This window comes from Mycobacterium shimoidei (assembly GCF_900417275.1).
In the GTDB taxonomy this organism is placed as follows: domain Bacteria; phylum Actinomycetota; class Actinomycetes; order Mycobacteriales; family Mycobacteriaceae; genus Mycobacterium; species Mycobacterium shimoidei.
This window is the reverse complement of record NZ_UEGW01000001.1, coordinates 780,357-796,066: the sequence shown is the minus strand read 5'-3', so window position 1 is coordinate 796,066 and position 15,710 is coordinate 780,357. Positions and strand designations below refer to the sequence as shown.

Here is a 15,710-nt window from a genome sequence, read left to right as displayed (position 1 = left end):
GGCGCTGGTTTACACGGCGCTGCGGGTCGGCGCCGTGTGCTCGCCGGGCACCGCGGTGGCCGACGAGGGCGTGCGCACGTACATGGCCCACGTCAGCACCGAAGCTCCCAGGTAGAACACCAAAAACACCCAGAACGCCGCGGTCTCTTCACCGGTGCTCGCGTAGGACTGCCGCAGCGCCAGATTGATCGCCACACCGCCCAGCGCACCGACCGCCCCGGCGAATCCGATCAGCGCGCCCGACATATCCCGCGCCCAGTGGCGGCGTTCGGATTCACTGGCATCCAAACCACGGCTGCGCGCCTCGAAGATCGACGGGATCATTTTGAACACCGAACCGTTGCCGATCCCGGACAAGACGAACAGCGCGACGAAGCCGACGATGTAGCCGAGCATCGCCGCACCGCTGGTAGCCGGACCGCTGTGCTCGTCGTACACGCTCACGCCGACCAGGAGCCCGGCCGCGAGGATCATTCCGGCGAACGCGGCCAGGGTCACCCGGCCGCCGCCCACCCGGTCGGCCAGCCTGCCGCCGTAGATCCGGGACAGCGAACCCAGCAGCGGCCCGAGGAAGGCGATCTGTGCGACGTGCAGCGACGCCTGCGCAGCGGTTTGTCCGCCGCCCAGAAAGTTGATGTAGAGCACGCGGCCGAACGCGAACGAGAACCCGATGAACGAGCCGAAGGTACCGATGTAGAGCAGCGAGATCACCCAGGTATGCCGCTCGCGCAGGATCGAACCCAGGTGGCCGACCTCGATGCGGTGGTCCAGGTTGTCCATGAACAACGCCGCCGCGATCCCGACGATCGCCAGCAGCACCAGGTAGACCGCGCACACCAGATACGGTTGCCGGTTGCCGGCGATGGCGAGCACGAACAGCCCGACCACCTGAACGATCGCCACCCCGAGGTTGCCGCCACCGGCGTTGACCGCCAGCGCCCAACCCTTGAGCCGTTGTGGGTAAAAGGCATTCACGTTGGCCAACGATGCCGAATAGTTGCCGCCACCCAACCCGGTAGCCGCCGCGCACAGCACGTACGGCCACAGTGGCAGGCCGGGGTGAGCGAGCAGCAGCATGGTCGCGACCGTCGGGATCAGCAATATCAGCGCCGAAAACGTCGTCCAGTTGCGCCCGCCGAATTTCGCTATGCCCATTGCGTAAGGGATCCGCACGCATCCCCCGACGAACATGGCGACGGCCGCCAGCAGGAATTTGTCGGCAGCGGTGAATCCGTAAACCTCTTGCGGCATGAACAGCACCATCACCGACCACAGCGACCAGATCGAGAATGCGACATGGTCCGACATGACTGTACAGATCAGGTTACGACCGGCGACGATTTTGTTGCCGGCCTCCCAGGCAACGGCGTCCTCGGGATTCCAATCAAAGATCTTGTGCGAGCGGGTCATGCAGCACTACCTTTCGAATCCCAATGCACCCCAACAGCATTACGCTCACAGGGGTGCCGGAACGACCAAATCTGGTTCGTGTCCGGCACCCCCGTGCGCCGGAGCTCGCCGCCACGACAACTCCGGCTCTCGGCAAGCTCGATTGTTACGCCCGGTCTGCGGGCATACCGCGTTGTATCGGAGTCGTATTGGGCAATTCCACACCAGTAACCAAAACCGGGTCAAGCCAGATTCGATGCCAACCGCTGAAAGTTGTATTCCAGTTAGCTGTATGAATGCTGGTAGCGTTCGCGCGGCGTTGTGTCGCGGTATACTGCTCCGTCCCAACATCTTTCAGGTGATGCGACGGCGGTCACACTTTCGTGAGGCCGGTTTCCGGCAAGGCGATGTGAGCGGGCGGCAAACTCGGTCGGCGAATGTACATCGCCCAGGTTGTCACGGATGCGGCAAGGTAGAACGAGATGAAGGTCCACAATGCCGCCGTCGCTGACCCACTGCCCAGATATGACTGCCGCAGCGCGAGATTGATCCCGACGCCCCCGAGCGCGCCGACCGCGCCGGCGAAGCCGATCAGCGCGCCCGACATGGCGCGTGACCACTGCTGACGCTGCGCTTCGCTGGCGTTCAGTGATCGGCTGTGCGCGTCGAAGATTGACGGAATCATCTTGTAAACAGAGCCGTTTCCAATCCCGGACAACACGAACAGTGCGATGAAACCGATGACGTACCCCGTCATCGTGGCGCGGTCCGAGAACTCGCTGCCGTGGTCGTCGTGGGTGCTGACCACGACCAGTAGGCCGGCGGCCATGATCATGCCCGCGAACACCACGAAAGTGGTGCGGCTACCACCAACGCGGTCAGCCAGTTTGCCGCCGTATACCCGTGCCAGTGATCCCAACAGGGGCCCGATGAACGCGATTTGGGCGGCATGCAGCGATGCCTGCGCCGCGCTTTGCCCGCCGGCGGTGAAATTGATCTGCAGCAGTTGGCCGAACGCGAACGAGAACCCGATGAACGAGCCGAAGGTGCCGATGTAGAGCAGCGAGATCACCCAGGTGTCACGCACAAACAGGATCGACCGCATGGCAGTGACGTCGATGCGGTGGTGGTCGAGGTTGTCCATGTACCACGCGGCACCGACCCCGGCAACGGCCAAGAACACCACATAGAACGCGCAGACCCAGTACGGCTGCGTGTTGCCCGCGGTGGCGATGACCAGCAGACCGATCACCTGGATCAGCGGCACCCCGAGGTTGCCGCCGCCGGCATTGACGGCCAACGCCCACCCCTTGAGCCGCTGCGGGTAGAACGCGTTGACGTTGGTCATCGATGCTGCGAAATTGCCGCCGCCGAGTCCGGTCAAGGCCGCGCACACCAGGTACGGCCACAGCGGAAGGCCGGGGCGGGCCAACAGCGCGATCGTGCCGAAGGTCGGGATCAGCAGCACCAAAGCCGAGAACACGGTCCAGTTGCGGCCACCGAACGTCGCGGTGGCCAGCGTGTACGGGATGCGCAAACAGGCACCGACCAGTGTCGCGGTGGCGGCCAGTAGGAACTTGTCGCCGGCCGAAAACCCGTATACCGCCTCGGGCATGAACAACACCAGCACCGACCAGATGGACCAGACCGAGAAGCCCGCGTGTTCGGCTACCGTCGACCAGATCAGGTTGCGTCGGGCGATGTTCTTGTTTCCGGCCTCCCATGCAACCCGGTCTTCAGGGTCCCAGTCGGCGATCAAATGCGAGCGTGGCATGCGGCCACCGTAGGAACGCCGTGTTACGCGAAAAGTGTGTGTCGTGACCCGGGGGTGAACTTCCGCTCACGGCTGCGCAGGGGCCGCGTGAGACTGAAAGTGTAGGCTCCATCAAACTACTGGTCTGCCAACCGATTCGATTTCCGCTGCATCTAGGAATTCTCGATATGGATATTCGTCACACCCTGACCGCAATCGTTCCCTGCACGGACCTCGATGCGAGCGAGGAGTTTTATGGCCGATTGGGCTTCTCCCGTAGTCAATCGGAGTATCCGGCAGACGACCACTACCGGATGCTCGACGATGGTCGCGGGGCGGCGGTTCACCTCACCCGCGCTGTCGATGAGCTGACTGCCCGGGTCGCCGACGCGATCATCGCGAACAGCGGCCCGGAAGTAAAGCCTTGGGGGATGTACGAATTCGCATTATCCGACCCCGACGGGACCCTTGTCCGTGTGGGCTGGCAGGCGCGGTTGCGGTCCCAAAGTCCTTAGCCGTCGCCTGAGTTGGATATCGACGCCGCCGTAGCGCAATTGCGCATCATCTAGACACCGAGCGCAGGGTCGGCACAAGTCGGACCAGTTCGGCCTGACATGTGTGCGGGTCTTGTCTCAGACGTGCTGCAGGTGACCAGGGCGTTGTCGGGCAGTACCGCTCCGCAAATGGAGTAGCCGACTACGCTACGAGGTTTTCGGACCGCGTCCAAGACTGCCCTCAGCGATTGGGAGCGACGATAGGGACCCGCCATGGACAGTCATCACCGCACTCATATCCCCGTGCAGGTGCGGCCCGGCACGGGGCGAGTCACCCGCTCGGTGACGATTAGGTTGTGAAATGTCAACGGACGCTTTTACGTCGACTGAGCTCGAGGTAATCGACAAGGGTATCTGTACGCCCGCGCATCCGGCCCCGCTGCTGTTCGTGCACGGCGCCTGGCACGGGGCATGGTGCTGGGATGAATACTTCCTGGACTTCTTCGCGGACAAGGGTTATCGTGCGCTGGCCGTCAGCCTACGTGGCCACGGCCAGAGCCCGACCACCAAGTCCCTGCGTAGCTGTTCTTGCAAAGACTATGTCGACGATGTCCGCTCGGTGGCGGGCCGCCTGGTCACGCCTCCGGTGCTGATCGGTCACTCGATGGGCGGCTACGTGGTACAGAAATATCTGGAGTCGTGCACGGCGCCGGCAGGTGTTTTGCTCGCCTCGGTGTCCTGTCGAGCTATACACGGTTTCACGCTGCGACAGACGCAGCGGCACTCGTGGCTCATGTCCAAAGCCATGATCACCGGCAAATCGTCAGACATGGTCAACACCCCCACGCGGGCGCGCCAACGCTTCTTCTCCCCGGAAACCCCCGAAACCGACATCGCGCGGTACGTCGGCCTGCTGCAGGAAGAAAGCCAACTGGTGGCGTGGGATGCGTTGCTGTTCAACGTCCCCAGACCCAGACGGGTGACCACACCCTTGCTCGTGCTGGGTGCCGAAGACGACGGCTGTTTTACCGTCAAGGCGGCGCGTGCATTGGCGCGTTCCTACCGCACCGACGCGGAGATCTTTCCCGGCATGGGCCACAACATGATGCTCGAGCCGGGCTGGGCCGCGGTCGCCGAACGGATCCACAGCTGGCTTGGCGCGCAGCGCCTGTGATAAGTGTCTGAACGGAGCGGTGGCCAGTGGGGTCATCGCGGCCGCCAGAAACGGCCCGGCACTCGCGCCGAGACCGATCAACCGGCGACGGCGGGCCTTGGCGTTCCGCGACCGACGATCCCACTTGGTGCTGGGCTGGTGAGCCATTGTCTTTACTCTTCCCGTGCTTCACCGCTGAACGTTGCTGGACGCCGGCGAAATCATGGGCAGGCTATACGGGTAGACCTACCAGACGTCGCCGTCGCGCCAGTCACAGGTCAGCTCGGCGGTGGTGTCCAGCTCGACTCCGACCGGCAACACGAACACCGACCCGTCCTCCTCGGGGGTCCGCACCGTTCCGGTGGGCGTCAGCACCGATGTCGGCCCGCGCCACGGCAGCCAGCCGCGCACGGCGTAGAGCCGCCGTCCGCGGTCGGTGGAACTCAGTGCGCCAAGCGGATAAGCACCGCGAATGACTTGTTCGCACGCGTCGAGTATCGCGATGGCCAGCCCCTGACCGCGCCATTCCTCGGCCACTGCGACCGCTTCGATGTAGCCGCACCGCAGTGGGGTCCCGCGGTAGATCAGTCGCCGTTGCACCACCGCGCCGTGCGCGATGATCGAGCCGTGCTGCCAGATCAGAGCATGCATTCCGCCCAGCGCGTGGTCCCAATCGGTGTCGGAGAATTCACCGGCGAAGGCGTCGATGACCATCCGGCGGGCACTCTGCCAGGTCTCGTTGTCGAGATCGGCAGTGTGAACCAGGCGGGCGGTGTGTACCTGGGTGCGCACACTGCTGGTTTACCAGCTTTACCGCCCCGCTGTCACCGCGCTCGACGCCGACGCCAGCGGCGACCGGGGTCGTGACCAATGCAGCCGCACGTATTGGCCGGGCCGGATCTGGGCCACCTTGTCGATGTTGTGGTAAGCGACGACTCCGGCCACCGGATAGCTGCCGGTTATCGGATGGTCCGGTCCCAGGATCACCGGTAAACCGTTGGGCGGCACCTGGATCGCGCCGCGGGTGGCGCCCTCGCTGGGCAGTTGACGATCCGGCCACCGATACTGCAGTGGGCGTCCCTCCAACCGCATCCCCACCCGGTCACTGCGGTCGGAAGCCATCCAAATCGTGTGTACCAGCGCGTCCGGATCGACCAGCCAGTCATCGCGCGGCCCCGGCACCACCAGCAGTTCCACCAGGTGCTCTTCGATCGGCTCCACCGGGGCCTGGTCGAGCTCAGGGTAGTCGTCGGTGTGCTCGCCGATCGGCAGCACGTCACCGGGCTGCAACGGCAGTGGGCCGATCGCCGACATAACGTCGTAGCTGCGCGAGCCCAACACGGGCGTGACATCGATGCCGCCGCGTACCCCCAGATAGCTGCGCAGCCCCGCATAGGGGGAACCCATCGAGATGACGTCCCCATCACGGACATGGTGAATGCTGTTGATGCCGAACGGGATTCCGTTGACCGACGGGTCGGTGTCGGCACCGGTAACCGCGATGTCGACGTCGCCGCCGCGGATTCGGGCAGCAAAACCGCCGAAGGTCACCTCGATGGTGGCCCGGTCGTCGGGGTTGGCAACCAGCCGGTTGGCCAGGGTGTGCGAACGGTGGTCGGCCGCCCCGGAGCGGGTGACACCGAGATCGGCCAGCCCGACCCGGCCGAGATCCTGAACAAGCGCCAACGGTCCGGGGCGCAGGATTTCCAGCGTGGTCACAATCGGGCTCCTAAGCGGCTCGGAACTGGACCCACATGCCCGGCGTCAACAGCGCCGGAGTGGGCCGGTCGATGTCCCACACGACGGCGTCGGTGTGGCCGATCAGCTGCCAACCACCGCGGGACCGTCGCGGGTATATCCCGCAGAATTCACCCGCCAGGCCCACCGCGCCGGCAGGCACCGATGACCGCGGCTCGCAGCGCCGCGGCACGATCAAACGCGGGTCGCCGCCGACCAGGTATGCGAACCCGGGCGTTGATCCGCCGAAAGCGACTCGCCACCGGGTAGCGGTATGCGCGTGGATGACCTGCGCGGTGCTCAGCCCGGTACGGTCGGCCACCTCGGCGAGATCGGCGCCGTCATAGACGACGTCGATCACCGTGCACTCCTCCGGAGGAGCGGTCGGCTCTACGTCGGGGTTCACCCGCAACTTGCGCAACCGGTTACGGACGACGCCCTGGTAGCGCGGACCGTCGAGTTTTATCAGCACGGTCCGTGAGGCCGGGACAATGTCGAGCACACCGGGCAGCGCCGCCTCACGCAGCGCTGCCGCCCACGCCAATACGTCTGCGGTGTTGTCGAATTGCAGCAGCAGGGCCTGATCGCCGTAGTCCAGAACCATATCGGCGAGGCTCAGATCCATTGCCACACTCATTACTCGACAGTAACCCCGCATGACCGGCGCGGAAACAACTTTTCGAGCACTGCCAGAGGTGCCTTAGCAAACGCTCAGACGGTCGGCTCCGGCGGGTTCTAGTGCAGGATCTTGGCCATCATCGGAGGCAGTTGATCGGCCAGCAGCGGGTAACTCAACGGCGAGGCGAAGGCGATCGCCCCGGCTTGGTCCTTGGTGGTGAACACGCTGCGCGACGCCAGACTCGCCGCGTCGGGATCGGCCATGAGGGCCGCATGATCGTCCTCGCTGTCGGTTGTCCAGATAAGCAGATCGGCGGCACCGAGCACGGGTTTGATCTGGTCTCGCGGCACGAACGCGCGGTGCGAATCGACGGCGAATTCGTTGACGCCCTCGGCGATGACCAGACCCATCTGGGTCAAGAACTCGGCGCGCCAACCCGTCGTCGCGATCGCGTTGTCCTGGTAGAGCGTGCCCTGCAGTAGCAGCACCTTTTTGCCCTTGAATCCCCGATTGGCGTCCGCAACATCGGCGAACCGCTTGTCCACACCGTCGATCAGCGACTTCATCTGATCGCTCTGAAACACCGCTTGGCCGATCGCGGTCGCTTGGACCTTCCACGGCTCGAAGAACGCGTCGCCGTCGGACTGTGGAATCGTCGGAGCGATGGCCGACAGCTTCTGGTAGGTGTCGGCGTCCACCCCGGCATCGGTGGCCACGATCAAATCGGGTTTGAGACGGGCGATCTGCTCGATCGAGATTCCGTTGTCAAGGCTCAAGACAACGGGTTTGGCGTCGCCGAGTTTGGGCTGGGCCCAAGGCCATACGGCGAACGGCTGGTCGCCGAACCAGTTGGTCACCGCGATCGGGACGACTCCGACGGCCAGCAGATCGTCATGGCAGGTGTAGCCGGCGCTGACGACCCGCTTGGGTGGCTCCGGCACGGTCGTCTCACCGAAGGCGTGCGTGATCGTCACCGGCTGGCCAGCGGTGTCGCTGGATTCGGCTTTGTGCGACGAGCAAGCCGCCGAGGTGGCTGTGAGCAGCCCGGCGGCCCCGGCAGCGCGCAGGAATCCGCGTCGACTCCATTGCTGGTGCATCGCTTGAGGCCTCACGTCAGGGGTGGTGTCGAGAGCAATTCTCTCGCACTCATGGCGAGCGCTGTTGTGGGATTGCACCGTATCCACCCCCACCGGGGGTTTCGATCACCAGCATGTCGCCGGGCCGGACTTCGGTTGAGTCGCACCCGGCCAGCTCGACGGTGCTGCCGTCGGCGCGTTCTACCCGGTTGCGTCCCGGCTCGCCGGGTGAGCCCCCGGCCATACCGTAGGGCGGGACTCTGCGATGGCCGGACAACGTGCTGACGGTCATGGGTTCAGTGAACTCGATTCGGCGGATCGCGCCGTCACCGCCACGCCATCGGCCGGCGCCGCCGCTGCCGCGCCGGATGGCGAATTCCCGCAGCAGCACCGGGAAACGCCATTCGAGGACTTCGGGATCGGTGAGCCGGGAGTTCGTCATGTGTGTCTGCACGACGGACGCCCCGTCGAACCCGTCACCGGCCCCCGAGCCGGAGCCCAGGGTTTCGTAGTACTGGTACCGGTCGTTGCCGAAGGTGACGTTGTTCATCGTCCCGGCTCCCTCGGCCTGCACCCGCAGCGCAGCGAACAGCGCGCCGGTGATCGCCTGCGAGGTTTCGACGTTGCCGGCCACGACCGCGGCCGGGTAGGTCGGCGCCAGCATCGACCCGTCCGGGATGACGATCCGCAGCGGGCGCAGGCAGCCGTCGTTGAGCGGGATGTCGTCGGCAACAAGGGTCCGGAACATGTAGAGCACCGCGGCGGTCGCCACCGAGGACGGCGCGTTGAAGTTCGTGTCCAGTTGCGGCGAGGTTCCGGTGAAGTCGATAGTTGCGCTGCGGGTGGCACGGTCCACGGTGATGCGGACGGCGATCGTTGCGCCGGAATCCATTTGGTAGCGGTATTCGCCGTCGTCAAGCTTGTCGATGACCCGCCGCACTGCTTCCTCGGCATTGTCCTGGACATGGCGCATATACGCCTGCACGACATCGAGGCCGAACTCGTCGATCATTTTGCGAACTTCCTCGACGCCTTTCTGGTTGGCGGCGATCTGTGCGCGCAGATCGGCGAGGTTGGTGTCGGGATCACGGGACGGAAAGCGCGCCTCGGTGAGCAGCCGACGGGTTTCGGCTTCCCGCAAGCGTCCGTTCTCTGCGAGCAACCAGTTGTCGAACAACACACCTTCCTCATGGATTTCGCGGCTGTTCGCCGGCATGGATCCCGGTGTGATTCCACCGATTTCGGCATGGTGGCCGCGAGAAGCGACAAAGAACAGCACTGTTTCGCCCGCGATGTCGAACACCGGGGTCACGACGGTGATGTCCGGCAGGTGGGTACCGCCGTGGTAGGGGTCGTTGATCGCATACACGTCGCCGGGTTTTATCTGGTCGCCGCGCCGGCGGATCACTTCCTGGACGCAGGTGCCCATCGAGCCGAGGTGCACCGGGATGTGCGGGGCGTTCGCGACGAGGTTGCCCTGCGGGTCGAACAGCGCGCAGGAGAAGTCCAGCCGCTCACGGATATTCACCGACTGCGCGGTGGCTTCCAACCGGAAGCCCATCTGCTCGGCGATCGACATGAACAGGTTGTTGAAGATCTCCAGCAGTACAGGGTCGGCCTCGGTGCCCACGTCTGGCTGCGCGGCGGCGGCCACTCGTGCGATGAGCAGATGCCCGGCCTGGGTCATCGTGGCGCGCCAGCCGTCGTCGACCACGGTCGTGGCGTTGGCCTCGGCGATGATCGCCGGGCCGACCACGATGTCCCCCGCTCGCATCTGCTCCCGGTGATGCAGCGGGGCGTCATGCCACGACTCGCCGGAGTAGACACGGACGGTTTCTGACGAGCGGGCGGTGTCGGCGCGCTGATCGCCCAGATGGGACAGGTCAGGTTGCTCGGTGAGCCCCGTCGCCTCGACTGAGATTGCCCCGGCGATCAGCGGACGCTGCATCAGAAACGAGTACGTCGCTTGATGCGCGGCTTCGAATGCCGCGGTCATCGTGTCGAGGTCGGCCAGTTCGACCGGGATGGGAGTGTCAGTTCCCTGGTAGCGCAGGTGCACTCGCCGAACCACGCGGATACGTTCCGGCGGAACGCCCTCGTCGAGCAGTTCGCCTTTGGCCTCCCTCTCGAGGGAGTCCGCGACGGCCGCCAGTCTGTTCATGGCGGCGCTCTCGAGCCGGGTCTCGACCGACTGCTCACGCATCGCGGTGGTGTCGGCCAGGCCGATCCCGAGTGCGGAGAGCACACCGGCCATCGGCGGGACGAGCACGGTGCGGATCCCGAGCGCGTCGGCGACCGCGCACGCATGCTGCCCACCGGCGCCGCCGAACGTTGTCAGCACATAACGGGTTACGTCATGGCCTTTCTGCACGGAGATCTTCTTGACCGCGTTGGCCATGTTCGCGACAGCGATCTGCAGAAAACCTTCGGCGACCTGCTCGGGCGAACGGTAATCACCGGTGCGTGCCCGGATGTCGGCGGCCAGGTCGGTAAAGCCGCGCCGCACGATCTCGGCGTCCAGCGGTTGGTCGCCGTCGGGACCGAACACGGCCGGGAAGTGCGCGGCCTGGATGCGGCCGAGCATCACGTTGGCATCGGTGACGGTGAGCGGTCCGCCGCCGCGGTAGCAGGCCGGGCCGGGGTCAGCCCCGGCCGAGTCCGGGCCGACCCGGTAGCGGCTGCCGTCGAAATGCAGGATCGACCCACCGCCCGCGGCCACGGTGTTGATGTCCAGCATCGGAGCTCGCAGTCGGACCCCCGCCACCTCGGTGGTGAACACGCGCTCGTACTCGCCCGCGAAGTGCGACACGTCGGTGGAGGTGCCGCCCATGTCGAAGCCGATGACGCGATCAAACCCGGCCAGTGCCGACATCCGCACCATGCCGACGATGCCGCCGGCCGGGCCGGACAGGATCGCGTCCTTCCCGCGGAAGTGGCCCGCTTCGGCCAGACCACCGTTGGACTGCATGAACATCAGTCGTACGCCACGCATCTGGCCCGCCACCTGCTCGACGTACCGACGCAGCACCGGGGACAGGTACGCGTCGACCACGGTGGTGTCGCCACGTGGGACCAGCTTCATCAGCGGGCTGACTTCGGAAGACAGCGAGATCTGCGGGAAGCCGATCTGCTCGGCGAGCTTGCCGATCTGTTGCTCGTGCGCCGGATACAGGTAACTGTGTAGGCACACCACCGCCACCGCGCGAATCCCGTCGGCATGGGCCTGCCGCAGTTGCTCACCAAGCCGGTCAAGATCGGGGGCGCGTAAAACGCTGCCGTGCGCGGTGATCCGCTCGTCGACTTCAACGACCCGCTCGTACAGCATCTCGGGCAGCACGATCTGCCGGGCGAAGATTCGCGGCCGATTCTGGTACGCAATGCGCAGCGCGTCACCGAAGCCGCGAGTGATCACCAATACCGTGCGCTCGCCGGTGCGCTCCAGCAACGCATTGGTCGCGACGGTGGTGCCCATCCGCACTGCCTCGACGTGCTCGACGGGAATGGGCGCATCCTCGGTGATCTCGAGTAGCGCGCGAATCCCGGCGACCGCGGCGTCGCGATATCGCGCAGGGTTTTCCGAGAGCAGCTTGTGCGTCAGCAGGCGTCCGTCTGGCCGACGCGCGACGATGTCGGTGAAAGTGCCGCCCCGGTCGACCCAGAACTGCCACCCCGTTTCAGCCACCCGGACTCCCTTTCATGGCTCCCCAACCTTATCGAGCCGGGAGTAAAACCGCCGGGGTCGAAACCCGACGGCAGCATCTGGGTTGCTCAGCGAAAGATGTTGACGGTCTCGGGCAGGCCGAACCCGTTCGGGTCGAGGCGTCCGGTCGCGACCAGCAGGAAGTCGTGGGCGGCGATGCCGGTGACGTCGGCAAAGTCGGTGGCCGGTATGCCGATGACGCGTGCGATGCGCGGATCCGTCGCGGACTGGTCATCTCGGCTGAGCGCGCCGAGCACGAAGTCGAGGCTGGCGTAGAGCCCCGGTCCGGGGTCGAATGCCTGGCCGAGGGCGGCTCGAATGTCGTCGGCGTGCACGTAGGCATCATTTACCAGCGCGTGCACGCCCTGCCCGACGGTGAAATCGGGGATCGGGCTCGGGCCGGCCCAGGACGTGTCATCCAAGACAGCTGCGAGTTGACCCACCGAGTCTCGCGCCGCGAGCAGTTGCTCGGCGAGCGCGCTTGGCTGTTCGTCGCGCAGGGCGGCCGCCTGTTCATCGGCGGTACGGGTGCCTGCGGTCCCGGAAATCACGTCGGACGCCTGGCCGACGACGTGGGCAGCGACATCACACACCTGCCACCCGACACAGCGTGTCGGTTGGTGCAATGCCGAATCATCGAGTGACGCAACGAGGTTGGCGAATAATCGGTACTCTTCGAGCAGCGCAGTGAATGTGCTTTCCCGATCCGGTTCGGATCGCCTCATGTGAGTGCCTCCTTGACTTGACGAAGCTGCTTGAGCTGATCGAGGAATGCGTTCGGGCCCAGCACGCCGATCCGGCACACGAGGTGACGGGCTCCGGCATCTACGTAGCGGCGCAGGGCGGCGGCGACGACGTCAGGCGGTCCAGCAGCGAATGCCTGAATCTGTTCTACGACCTCGAGTGGGAATCCGTATGTCTGCGTGGTGAACTCGTCGAGCACAGCGCGTCCGCCATCCGCGGCGTCGGTCACCAGGACCGTCACGAAGAGCGCCGGGGTGAGGTCTGCCGGCCGCCGGGCGCCCTCGGCGGCAGCTCGCACCTCAGCCAGGCCCGATGAGAACCCTTCGGGCGTTGGCGGGTACGGCAACCATCCGTCGTAGAGCGCACCTGCCCGGGCCCGAGCCCGCGGGGTATCGGCGGCAAGCCACACCGGCGGACCTGTTCTGGTGAAAGGTGTTGTACTGCCTGGTATATCGTCGAGGTGCAGAACTTTGCCGTGAAACGAGACCGATTCCCCTCCGGCCCACAACCTGCGCCACAGCGCGACGGTGTCGTCGAGGCGTGCGAATCGGCGCGGCCACGGCACTTCCGAAGCGGCGTACTCCACTTCGGACAAGCCGGGGAATCCGGCGCCAACCGCCACGATCAACCGGCCGTGCGCCAGCCGGTCGATGGAGGCGAGCACCTGCGCCGTCTGCACCGGCCTGCGCAGGGCCGGCTGTAACGCGGCGGTGCCCAGCGTGATCCGCTCGGTGACCGCCGCGGCGGCCGCCAAGAAGGTCAACGCTTCGATTCGTGCGCGTACCAGCGAGTCGTTGGCCCACAGCGAATCGAAACCGAGATCCTCTATGGTGCGGGCGAAATCGACGAGGCGGCGAAGATCGGTGCCCGCCCACTGATCGGCGGCGAGCGGCGGGAGCAAACCCATACGCAGTTCCATGCGCCGATCGTGTGGTGCTGACCCGCTGATGGCAACTCCCTGGAGGGTATAGCGGCCAGCGCGATGATCGGGTTGACTGGCGTTATGTCGGAAGCCACCACCACCGACTTCGGCACAGTGCTACGCGACTTGCGCACTCGGCGCCGCCTGAGCCAGATGGACCTGGCCATCGCCGCCGGCACCACACAGCGCCACCTGAGCTTTCTCGAACAGGGCCGGTCTGCGCCCGGGCGAGGAATCGTCACACGCCTCGCAGGGTCACTCGATCTGACTCTGCGCGAACGCAATTGGCTGCTTTCGGCAGCCGGATTCGCGCCGGCCTACCCGGAATCGGCGCCCGATGCGCCGTTTTTCGAGCCGCTCCGGGAGGCGCTGCAGCACGTGCTCGACGGTCATCTGCCCTACCCGGCGATGGTCATGGACGGCTTCGGTGAACTCGTCGCCGCGAACGGTGCGTTTGGGCTGCTGACCGAGGATGTCGCGCCCTGGTTGCTGGAACCACCCGTCAACGTGTTGCGCGTCGCTTTGCATCCGGACGGCATGGCGCGGCGCACAGTCAACCTCGACGACTGGCGCCGCCACATCTTCGATGCCCTGGTCCTGCGGGGGCCCCACCCGCGCATCGACGCCCTGTTCGAGGAGTTGAAAGGCTACGGGTTGCCGGAGCCGGGACGTGAACCCTTCGAGTCGCTCGGGTTCGCCGTGCCACTGCACCTGCGCACCAGCGAGGGTGACGTGCATTTGGTCGCGACGATCTCGACCTTTGTCGGTGCGCTCGATGTCACGGTTTCGGAACTACGACTGGAGGCGTTTCTGCCCGCTGATCGAGAAACCGCGGAAATCCTCGCTCGCCGCTGGCGTTGACACAGCCGGGCTAACCGCGGCTGGGGTTGCCGGGCCATTTCGGCCAGGGGCTGTAGTCGGCGATCAGTTCCTCCTGCGGTGGCCGCTCGTCGGCGGGCACATGCTGCAGGTTGATGCGGATTCGATACCAGATCGAACTAGGCCCGCGCATTCCGTCGACGAGCACGTCGGTCGGCTGCAGCCGCTTCGCCGCGGCCGGATAGCGGTCCCGCCAGGTGTCCAGTGCGGCCATCGCCTCGTCCTTGGTCTTGGTGCGGGCGATTTCGATGAGCGGCATCGGTGAGTGGCGACGACCCGCGCCGGCGCGTCTCCGCGATCCTTTGGGGGCTTTCTCGGCGGGCCCGAGTTCCTCGGCCAGCACCAGCAGCCGCTCCAGCCCTCCGACGGCGTCGTCCATATCGGCCCAGGGATCCCCGATGTCGGCGAAGCGGTCCGGCACGCTGGCAATCGTGAACGCCGCCGGATCACAGTCGGCGACCTCGTCCCAGTGCAGCGGTGTGGACACCCGGGCATCCGGGGTCGCCCGCACCGAATACGCCGACGCGACAGTGCGGTCCTTCGCGTTCTGGTTGAAGTCGACGAACACACCGTGGCGTTCTTCCTTCCACCACCGGGCGGTGGCCAGGTCCGGCGCGCGCCGCTCGACCTCGCGCGCCAGCGCCTGGGCCGCCAGCCGGACCTGCCGAAACGACCAGTCGGGGGCGATGCGGGCGTAAATGTGAAACCCTCGTGACCCCGAGGTCTTCGGCCACGCGGTCAACCCGTAGTCCTCGAGTACCTCGCGGGCAACGGCCGCCACCTCCACGATCTGGCGCCATTGCACGCCGGGCATCGGATCGAGGTCCACCCTCAGCTCGTCGGGATGGTCGAGATCTTCAGCGAGCACCGGATGCGGGTTGAGGTCGATGCAGCCGAGATTGATGACCCATGCCAAACCGGCTGCGTCGCGGATCACGGCTTCGGCGGCCGAAGTGCCCGACGCATAGCGCAGCTCGGCCACATCGACCCACTCGGGCCGCTTTGCCGGCGCGCGCTTCTGGAAGACCGCCTCGTGGTCGATGCCCTTGACGAAGCGCTTCAAGATCATCGGACGCCCGGCCACGCCCCGCAGCGCGCCGTCCGCGACGGCCAGGTAGTAGTGAACCAGGTCGAGTTTGGTGATGCCGAGGTCACCGAAGATCACCTTGTCCGGGTGGGTGATCTCAACGTGGCGGCCGCCCACCTCGAGCGTCACCGGACCGGCCATGCCGTTCATCGTAATT

General features: G+C 65.7%; 13 protein-coding genes. 3 read left to right on the top strand and 10 right to left on the bottom strand.

Annotation, left to right across the window (positions count from 1 at the left end; all coding sequences use genetic code 11):
- Nucleotides 1-9: 9 nt before the first annotated feature.
- Together MSP7336_RS03915 and MSP7336_RS03910 are read right to left on the bottom strand one after the other, a co-directional pair.
- The gene (locus tag MSP7336_RS03915; protein WP_069397124.1) at nt 10-1,410 is read right to left on the bottom strand and encodes a nitrate/nitrite transporter; all 1,401 of its coding nucleotides are present in this window, start codon (nt 1,408-1,410) and stop codon (nt 10-12) included.
- A gap of 352 nt (nt 1,411-1,762) precedes the next feature.
- Nucleotides 1,763-3,163 carry a nitrate/nitrite transporter gene (locus MSP7336_RS03910; RefSeq protein ID WP_069397123.1) on the bottom strand — a complete coding sequence of 467 codons (1,401 nt, stop codon included), beginning with the start codon at nt 3,161-3,163 and terminating at the stop codon, nt 1,763-1,765.
- A gap of 167 nt (nt 3,164-3,330) precedes the next feature.
- On the opposite strand from MSP7336_RS03910, the gene MSP7336_RS03905 reads away from it, so the two are divergent.
- Together MSP7336_RS03905 and MSP7336_RS03900 are read left to right on the top strand one after the other, a co-directional pair.
- Nucleotides 3,331-3,657 (top strand): VOC family protein, encoded by a 327-nt coding sequence (locus tag MSP7336_RS03905; protein ID WP_069397122.1) that lies wholly within the window; start codon nt 3,331-3,333, stop codon nt 3,655-3,657.
- 340 nt (nt 3,658-3,997) lie between these two features.
- Entirely contained in the window at nt 3,998-4,810 is an 813-nt protein-coding gene (locus MSP7336_RS03900; protein WP_069397121.1) for an alpha/beta hydrolase, read from the top strand.
- 225 nt (nt 4,811-5,035) lie between these two features.
- Here the strand turns inward: MSP7336_RS03900 and MSP7336_RS03895 are convergent, their stop codons facing one another.
- The 7 genes from MSP7336_RS03895 to MSP7336_RS03865 all read right to left on the bottom strand — a co-directional run bounded on the left by MSP7336_RS03895 (nt 5,036) and on the right by MSP7336_RS03865 (nt 13,584).
- The gene (locus MSP7336_RS03895; RefSeq protein ID WP_069397120.1) at nt 5,036-5,581 is read right to left on the bottom strand and encodes a GNAT family N-acetyltransferase; all 546 of its coding nucleotides are present in this window, start codon (nt 5,579-5,581) and stop codon (nt 5,036-5,038) included.
- Nucleotides 5,582-5,599: 18 nt separating this feature from the next.
- Complete coding sequence (locus tag MSP7336_RS03890; RefSeq protein WP_113963089.1) at nt 5,600-6,508, bottom strand: 5-oxoprolinase/urea amidolyase family protein; 909 nt, start codon at nt 6,506-6,508, stop codon at nt 5,600-5,602.
- Nucleotides 6,509-6,518: 10 nt separating this feature from the next.
- Complete coding sequence (locus MSP7336_RS03885) at nt 6,519-7,163, bottom strand: 5-oxoprolinase subunit B family protein (RefSeq protein WP_069397118.1); 645 nt, start codon at nt 7,161-7,163, stop codon at nt 6,519-6,521.
- A 98-nt stretch (nt 7,164-7,261) separates the two neighbouring features.
- A complete protein-coding gene (locus MSP7336_RS03880; RefSeq protein WP_069397117.1) occupies nt 7,262-8,242 on the bottom strand; it encodes an ABC transporter substrate-binding protein in 981 nt (326 codons plus the stop codon).
- A 49-nt stretch (nt 8,243-8,291) separates the two neighbouring features.
- Nucleotides 8,292-11,903, bottom strand: coding sequence for a hydantoinase B/oxoprolinase family protein (locus MSP7336_RS03875; RefSeq protein WP_113963088.1), 3,612 nt, complete (start codon nt 11,901-11,903; stop codon nt 8,292-8,294).
- A gap of 86 nt (nt 11,904-11,989) precedes the next feature.
- On the bottom strand, nt 11,990-12,646 hold the full coding sequence (locus MSP7336_RS03870) for a maleylpyruvate isomerase family mycothiol-dependent enzyme (protein ID WP_113963087.1): 657 nt from the start codon (nt 12,644-12,646) through the stop codon (nt 11,990-11,992).
- Nucleotides 12,643-13,584, bottom strand: a complete 942-nt coding sequence (locus MSP7336_RS03865) for an LLM class flavin-dependent oxidoreductase (RefSeq protein WP_113963086.1) — start codon at nt 13,582-13,584, stop codon at nt 12,643-12,645. Before MSP7336_RS03865 ends, MSP7336_RS03870 begins: the two co-directional genes overlap by 4 nt.
- Before the next feature lie 84 nt (nt 13,585-13,668).
- Here MSP7336_RS03865 and MSP7336_RS03860 point away from each other — a divergent pair, with 84 nt between their 5' ends.
- Nucleotides 13,669-14,448, top strand: coding sequence for an MmyB family transcriptional regulator (locus tag MSP7336_RS03860; RefSeq protein ID WP_113963085.1), 780 nt, complete (start codon nt 13,669-13,671; stop codon nt 14,446-14,448).
- A 10-nt stretch (nt 14,449-14,458) separates the two neighbouring features.
- Here MSP7336_RS03860 and ligD read toward each other — a convergent pair whose 3' ends face one another.
- Entirely contained in the window at nt 14,459-15,703 is a 1,245-nt protein-coding gene (ligD, locus tag MSP7336_RS03855; protein WP_113963084.1) for a non-homologous end-joining DNA ligase, read from the bottom strand.
- Nucleotides 15,704-15,710 lie beyond the last annotated feature (7 nt).

Excerpts from the sequence above, each read along its gene's own strand:
- MSP7336_RS03915 (WP_069397124.1), bottom strand. The coding sequence starts at position 1,410 with ATGACCCGCTCGCACAAGATCTTTGATTGGAATCCCGAGGACGCCGTT.
- MSP7336_RS03910 (WP_069397123.1), bottom strand. The coding sequence starts at position 3,163 with ATGCCACGCTCGCATTTGATCGCCGACTGGGACCCTGAAGACCGGGTT.
- MSP7336_RS03905 (WP_069397122.1), top strand. The coding sequence starts at position 3,331 with ATGGATATTCGTCACACCCTGACCGCAATCGTTCCCTGCACGGACCTC.
- MSP7336_RS03900 (WP_069397121.1), top strand. The coding sequence starts at position 3,998 with ATGTCAACGGACGCTTTTACGTCGACTGAGCTCGAGGTAATCGACAAG.
- MSP7336_RS03885 (WP_069397118.1), bottom strand. The coding sequence starts at position 7,163 with ATGAGTGTGGCAATGGATCTGAGCCTCGCCGATATGGTTCTGGACTAC.
- MSP7336_RS03880 (WP_069397117.1), bottom strand. The coding sequence starts at position 8,242 with ATGCACCAGCAATGGAGTCGACGCGGATTCCTGCGCGCTGCCGGGGCC.
- MSP7336_RS03870 (WP_113963087.1), bottom strand. The coding sequence starts at position 12,646 with ATGAGGCGATCCGAACCGGATCGGGAAAGCACATTCACTGCGCTGCTC.
- MSP7336_RS03865 (WP_113963086.1), bottom strand. The coding sequence starts at position 13,584 with ATGGAACTGCGTATGGGTTTGCTCCCGCCGCTCGCCGCCGATCAGTGG.
- MSP7336_RS03860 (WP_113963085.1), top strand. The coding sequence starts at position 13,669 with ATGTCGGAAGCCACCACCACCGACTTCGGCACAGTGCTACGCGACTTG.
- ligD (WP_113963084.1), bottom strand. The coding sequence starts at position 15,703 with ATGAACGGCATGGCCGGTCCGGTGACGCTCGAGGTGGGCGGCCGCCAC.